Origin of the sequence: Marinobacter sp. EN3, from assembly GCF_000475315.1 — a bacterium.
Lineage (GTDB): Bacteria > Pseudomonadota > Gammaproteobacteria > Pseudomonadales > Oleiphilaceae > Marinobacter > Marinobacter nauticus.
The window spans coordinates 1-6,315 of record NZ_AXCC01000034.1 but is presented as its reverse complement, the minus strand read 5'-3'; the positions used below and the strand labels follow the sequence as shown (position 1 = coordinate 6,315).

The window sequence follows — 6,315 nt, the reverse complement described above, 5'->3', positions numbered from 1 at the left end:
AGAACAACCGGCACTGATTCTTGCCGACCACCACGGTGACGCCCCGAAACTGGACCCGGTTACCTGCAACACCAAAGCCGGTGGCAGCACCAAGCAGGCCTGCGTATTCCAGTTCGCCTACGAAGAGCGGGTCAAAGCCGCCTCCGTGGCCATGAAGGACTACACCTTCAAGAACCCCGCCTACGCCCTGATGCATGAACAAAGTGCCGGCGGTGTTAACCACCGGGAAGACTACCAGCACTACGACTACCCCGGCCGCTACAAAGCCGACGCCAGCGGCCAGCCGTTCACCCAGAACAAACTGGATGCCCTTAGAAACGACGCATCCATGGCCAACGGCAAAAGCAACCGCCCGGACTTCACCCCCGGCGCCAAAGTGGAACTGCAGGACCACGACAGCCAGACCCTGAACCGGGAATGGCTGCTCACCGCTATTACCCACACCGGCAAACAGCCCCAGGCCCTGGAAGAAGAGGGTGGCAGTGAGCCCACCAGCTACCACAACACCTTCAGCGCCATCCCGGCCGACAAAACCTGGCGCCCCCTGTGTAATCACAAACCCGTGATGGACGGCCCCCAGATGGCGCTCGTCACCGGCCCCGAGGGTGAAGAAATCCACTGCGACCAGTACGGCCGGGTGAAAGTCCGGTTCCCGTGGGATAGATACTCAAAGAACGACGAACACAGCAGCGCCTGGTTGCGCGTGGCCCAGGGCTGGGCGGGTGGCCAATACGGCTTTATGGCCTTGCCCAGAATTGGCCACGAGGTCATCGTCAGCTTCCTGGACGGCGACCCGGACCAGCCCATCATCACCGGAAGAACCTACCACGCCACCAACACACCGCCGTACGCGCTGCCGGAACACAAAACCCGGACCACCCTCAAGACCAAAACCCACAAGGGTGAGGGCAGCAACGAACTGCGCTTTGAAGACGAAGCCGGTGACGAACAGATCTACGTGCACGCCCAGAAGGACCTGGACCTGCTCACCGAACACAACCGCACGGAAGTCATCAAGAAAGACAGCCACCTGACGGTGGAGAACAACCGCTTCAGCCACACCAAAGGCAACCGCCACCACACCACAGATGGCGAACATCGCGAGAGCATCGGCGCCGACTACAGTCTCACCGTAAACGGCAGCCACCACAGCAAGCAGGGCAAAAACCAGCTGGTGGAAGCCGGCACCGAAATCCACCACAAGGCTGGTATGAAAATTGTGATTGAGGCGGGTGCCGAGGTGACACTTAAAGCGGGTGGCAGCTTTGTGAAGGTAGACCCGAGTGGGGTGACGGTGTCTGGGCCTCTGGTGCGGATGAACTCCGGGGGTGGGCCGGGGAGTGGCAGTGGGGTTGGGGTCACGGGGCCGTTGTTGCCAAATGCATTAACACCTGATGGCTCGATTAGCTCAACAGGGCCCCAAATATCTGATACCGGAGGTCGGCCAGACATTGAGGCTCTGTCGTTAAGGGTGGATGAGGTTAGGCCGATTGAGGCAGACCTGAAGCAGGCCGCGAGCTTTAGAAATGCCGCAAGAAAGGAAGAAGTTTTCTCGGAGGTCTGCTCTGTAAGGTCTGATAAGGAGGCGCTTTCATGATGCTTCAAACCTCAACGATTAGCGAAAGCCTTCAGCCCTTACCACCGGCCGAGCATATGTTCTTGGTTTTTGACGGCGCATGTTCTAAGCATGGGCTGCGAAGCTGGTATGAATTGGGGTTAGATGTATGCCCTCTCATGGTATTGAAGGATGGTGTATATGATGGTGTGTCTGCTTTGGGGCCGATGATTGCGGATCTGAGAGCTAGCACTGTTCTTAAGGCGTTATGGGAAAACAATCATCCCATAATGAGAAGAGCAGCGGTGTATCACACATCTTATGATGAGATGGGTTTATTGGATTTTCTGAGGGCACGAGTGCAAGTGATTATGCCCGGAGAGTTGTTGGCTTGGTTGAGGCTCGGTGATGCCAGGGTAGTTTCAAGATTGGCTGAGGCTGACGGTCATTTCCCTCCGCAATTCTGGTCGGGTGTTGGCTCTATTTTTTTCCAATCTGAAACAGCATCGATCACAAGATACCAACCAACACGGGCCTCGGAGGACAATGCTTCGGATGAGCCGGCGCTCCTCTCACAAAAAGTGGTGCCTCACTTCCATTTCGGCTCAGATCTATTATCTGCACTGGGTTCGTCAAACGATCTAAAACACAGGGAAGTGTTATGACTTATTGTGCAACCTGTCCGCTAATGACAGCTTTTGTGCCCCTTCGATACGCCATTGGTCCTTTGAACTATGAAGGCGATTTGCTAGCTGGATTGGAGTTACCTGACCTGCCAGATCTATTTCCCAACTTTGAGCGGTATACGCGTCTTCAGGATCGAATGCTTGGATTGGTTCCTCGTTTGTTGAGAGACGGCTGGTTATATGTGTGGAGCAGCTATGACGATCGCTTGATCGAGTACTCGGTGACGAACTCCCATATTCAGGAAACGAGCCGGGGCGGAGAGGTTATTGATTCCAGAACGTCGGTTTTTTTAGCGCTTCCCTCGGGAGAGCCGGTCGATATTGCCTGGAGCGAAAACCAGTGGTCTGATGCTCATTTTGATATGATTGTGAATGAGTCTGATCAGCGCGAGAAATTCATGAGGAGAATGGTCCCGGGAAGTGCGCCGCACTGTCAGGGGCTTGATGAACAGACGTTTTATAGCCTGCCGGAAGTCGCTAATATCGAAGACTTCGATTGGTCAGGGTTAACGCCAACGATTCCGCATTGGCCTCAAATCGAACGTGCCACGAGGAGGTTTGATCAGCGGATAATGGGGGTTGTTGATGACCCTTGGGGCGTGACAGAGGATCTGGCCGCTTTGGTTCGGCTCGCCCACGACAATCAGGAGCGGTTGCGAGCTCGGTTCGGTGGGGAGTGGAGCCTTGCCAAGACAATCAGGGATCTATACGAGACGGACAGTCAGCTTGAGGCAAAGCTTCCTGAGCTCGTTGAGCTGCCCAAATTGCAGAGGGCCTGGCGTGAGTCAGATTCGTCTCAATCCCATTTTGAAGAAGTTGTTGGAGGGCTGCTCGATTCCTGGATTCGGTGGATGGAGACGCTCGAATGTGCAAACGGTCCTGAAACACTGGCAAGTTCTTGTGAGAGCCTTGATCTTACCCGAGAAGACCACCACACCATTTTGCAAGAAAAATTTGGTCTTGCTCTGTTAGGCCCATCTTACTTCAGCAAAGGCGCTGGTGCGATTGGTCGTCTGGCCGACATACAGGGCGAGGGTGCCCAGTGGTTCTGGAATGCGCTGCTTGGGGTAAGAGAGCGCCTGTCCCTCGGAGAAATCGAGAAGCTCGTTGAAGTCGGAGATATGGCGAACGACTCCATAGAAGATCTTTCGAAAACGGCAACAGCGCTTGTTGCCGCGATTAATTCCAAGATTTCCGGTCTTGTCGCTAGAGCGCCGACGCCTCCGACACAATTATTATTCAATGCTGTTTCGCCTGTCGCTGCGGTCGAGTTGAGAGGGTTTCCAAACCGAATATCACTTTTAGGAAGCGGGTTCCTGGTTTCGGGGCTAGCTCGAACTGGCCAGACATTGGCGGTGGAGAGCGTGAGTGCTGTTCAGTCTAATCAATGGTTGAGTGAGTCGGCAAAAAATGGCGGAAACTCAGTGTCGCCTCTCAGCCCTCCGGTTGCCGATGCGCGTAAAGTGCCCGTGATCAGGGCAGTATCTGCAAATGCTGGACAGTATTTCAAAGGGAATCCTTATGGACTGGCGGACGCTTTAGAAAAGGCACCGTTGCGTTCGGTTCTGGTTGTTTTGACTGGAATGAACATGGTGTCTGCAATCTCAGATTTTTATACTGATCCTGATAAAGATGTCGGAGGTTTTGCAAAGGCTGCTGGTAGTGTCACAGGGTTCGTAGCAGCGGCTTTATCTCTAGAGCACAAGATGTCTGAGCTTAATTGGAAAGAAGGATTATCCCGTTCAGCTAACCCAGACGCGTATAGCCACGGGGTGGGGGCGTTTGCTGCCGCGTTCACTGCGGTCACTGCGGCTTTTGATATAGTTGTTTTTGGCACTCAAGCGATCGAGTCATACCGTGCGGGGGATTTTGATACGGCTGCAGTTGAAGTCAGTTTGATGGGAGTGTCATCAGGACAACTGGCGCTGAGTGTCAGAGCCTTCAGGGCATATCGTGAGGCAAGGGCGGCGGCACTGGGATTGCAAGTTGCATCTTCAATTCGAGGTTTGTCCAGATTGGGTGGCTACTACACAGCGTTGTCAGTAGGCTTAACTGCATCTTTAATTGGAGGGTTAGTAGCCCGTCACTACTTGCAGAATACTCCGCTCGAGCGCTGGCTTGCAAATACCCGATTTGGCGTGAAGCCCGCTGGGTGGGCCGGGAACTATCGAGATGAGATGGAGCGATTGTACACGGCTATTTTTCCTATCAAACTCAGGTTGGAGAGGGTTCGGAGGTTTAATCCGCATACGGGAATCCATATGCAGGATTGTTGGTTGATTCTTGAGCTTCCGGGGCAAAGCGCCTTGGGCCCTGAAACGATTTACTTTTCAGGAGATGAGTTGAGGAACGGCGTTGGTTACCGGTCTTTGGCGTGGGTAGAGCAGCAATTGCGATCGGTATTTGATGCGGAGGAAAGAGAGCAGATACTTCAGCCAAAGCGAACACCTGTGACTTGGTCTGGCTCTGATTTCACTCGTCATGAAGGGACAAGAATTCATAATGCCGCAGCCACAGCAACATACAGAAAGATTTATGACGATGATGACCAGATCTTTGGGCTTCAGGGTGAGCTGATATATCGTCCCCAACCCGGTCTGGAAATGCCTCCGGTAAAGGTTGATATCTGGTGATTGAAAACGCGAAAAAGCTATTTGACGCGGTAGCTAGTAAATTCGGGACATCATCGAATGTACTGTTACTGAATGGCAAATCAAGTAGTGGCTACGCACCGTCGCAGCCAGGTCTTGTAGAGTCACAGGATTGCGTGTTTCTTTCTTTACGAACAGGCAGTGCAGAAAGCAAAGGCATTCTAACTGGCGTGGGTTTTTTCGTGGGTGCAGTTGGGATACTTCTTGTTTTGCTGCCCAATCTGTTTGGAGCGCCTTATAGCTCCAATCTAGATTGGTGGGTTTTCTTACTCTCAGTTTTAGTTATTTTCGGTCCTGCAATATGGGAGATAAACCGCCCACCATCACTGCCGATAGTTTTTAATCGGCGTACTCAGGAGATTTATTACGACCTTAAGGGTGAACTCTACCATGCAGAATGGAGCGACATAGAGGCTGTTGCCTACGAATACCAAGTGATCAATCAGTATTCAGGTTCCATTGTTCATGGAAATTTGGAAATCATTCTTAAGAAATTTGGTGCCCCTGACGACCGGATAGCGCTGAACTTATCAGGGGTTCCAGCGGGCAAGCGCCTGCGAACCGTGGTCGGTATCTGGGAATATCTAAGATGTTATATGACGATTGGCCCGTGGTTTGACGAGAATGGCAATAGGACCGAGTTTAAGAGTTTATTCATAGACAAAAGCTTGAAGTCTGGCGAACTTTCCTTTTTTGACCTTGTACTTGAGTCAAGAAGAACACTGGGGCAAGAACGTAAAGAGGGCCATGGTGTTTCTGGAACCGCCTTTCTTTCTTGGTTGACTTCTTACATGCTCTTTCTGCCAGCATTCGGAATGGAATGTATACAGAAGATTGATAGAAAAAAAGCCCGACATCGTTGGCCGGAAGTTGTGCAAGAGCGCTTAGATCCAAACGGCCCAACAACCCGCCTGATCGATATCGAAGAAGACTACATGGTACAAAAACAGCAAGAGCTGGATGAGCTTCACGAACGGATGCGTAAAACTCTGCCAAGGTGATTTTTTATCAACAATGTCGGTCTTTTAAAGTTGAGGGAAAGCGTTATTTACGACCTCTGGCGCGGGTAGAGCAGCAATTGCGATCTGTATTTGATGCGGAGGAAAGAGAGCAGGTACTTCAGCCAAATCGGACACCTGTGACTTGGACTGGCGCTGATTTCACCCTTCATGAAGGGACAAGAGTTCATAATGCCGTAGCCACAGCAACATATAGAAAGGTTTATGAGGATGATGACCAGATCTTCGGGCTTCAGGGGGAACTGATATATCGCCCACAACCTGGTCTAGAAATGCCTCCAGTAAAGGTTGATATTTGGTGATTGAAGACGCGAAAAAGCTATTCGACGCTGTAGCTAGTAAATTCGGGACGTCCTCAAATACTTTGCTGCTTAGTGGCAGCTCTAGCCCGGATTTCTCATGAC

At 51.9% G+C, this 6,315-nt stretch carries 5 protein-coding genes; 4 read left to right on the top strand and 1 reads right to left on the bottom strand.

The window, feature by feature from the left end; translation table 11 throughout:
* The 4 genes from Q675_RS31340 to Q675_RS31325 form a co-directional block, all read left to right on the top strand.
* Window positions 1-1,597: type VI secretion system Vgr family protein (locus Q675_RS31340; protein WP_023011535.1), on the top strand; the 1,597-nt coding region annotated here is incomplete at its 5' end.
* Window positions 1,594-2,220 (top strand): DUF4123 domain-containing protein, encoded by a 627-nt coding sequence (locus tag Q675_RS31335; protein ID WP_023011534.1) that lies wholly within the window; start codon window positions 1,594-1,596, stop codon window positions 2,218-2,220. The genes Q675_RS31340 and Q675_RS31335, both read left to right, overlap by 4 nt.
* On the top strand, window positions 2,217-4,874 hold the full coding sequence (locus Q675_RS31330; protein ID WP_023011533.1) for a toxin VasX: 2,658 nt from the start codon (window positions 2,217-2,219) through the stop codon (window positions 4,872-4,874). The genes Q675_RS31335 and Q675_RS31330 overlap by 4 nt, the downstream gene beginning before the upstream one ends.
* Window positions 4,871-5,893 (top strand): hypothetical protein, encoded by a 1,023-nt coding sequence (locus Q675_RS31325; RefSeq protein WP_023011532.1) that lies wholly within the window; start codon window positions 4,871-4,873, stop codon window positions 5,891-5,893. The genes Q675_RS31330 and Q675_RS31325 overlap by 4 nt, the downstream gene beginning before the upstream one ends.
* 159 nt (window positions 5,894-6,052) lie before the next feature.
* On the opposite strand, the gene Q675_RS38425 is transcribed toward Q675_RS31325, so the two are convergent.
* The coding region (locus Q675_RS38425; RefSeq protein ID WP_227499573.1) for a hypothetical protein at window positions 6,053-6,315 on the bottom strand (263 nt) is incomplete at its 5' end.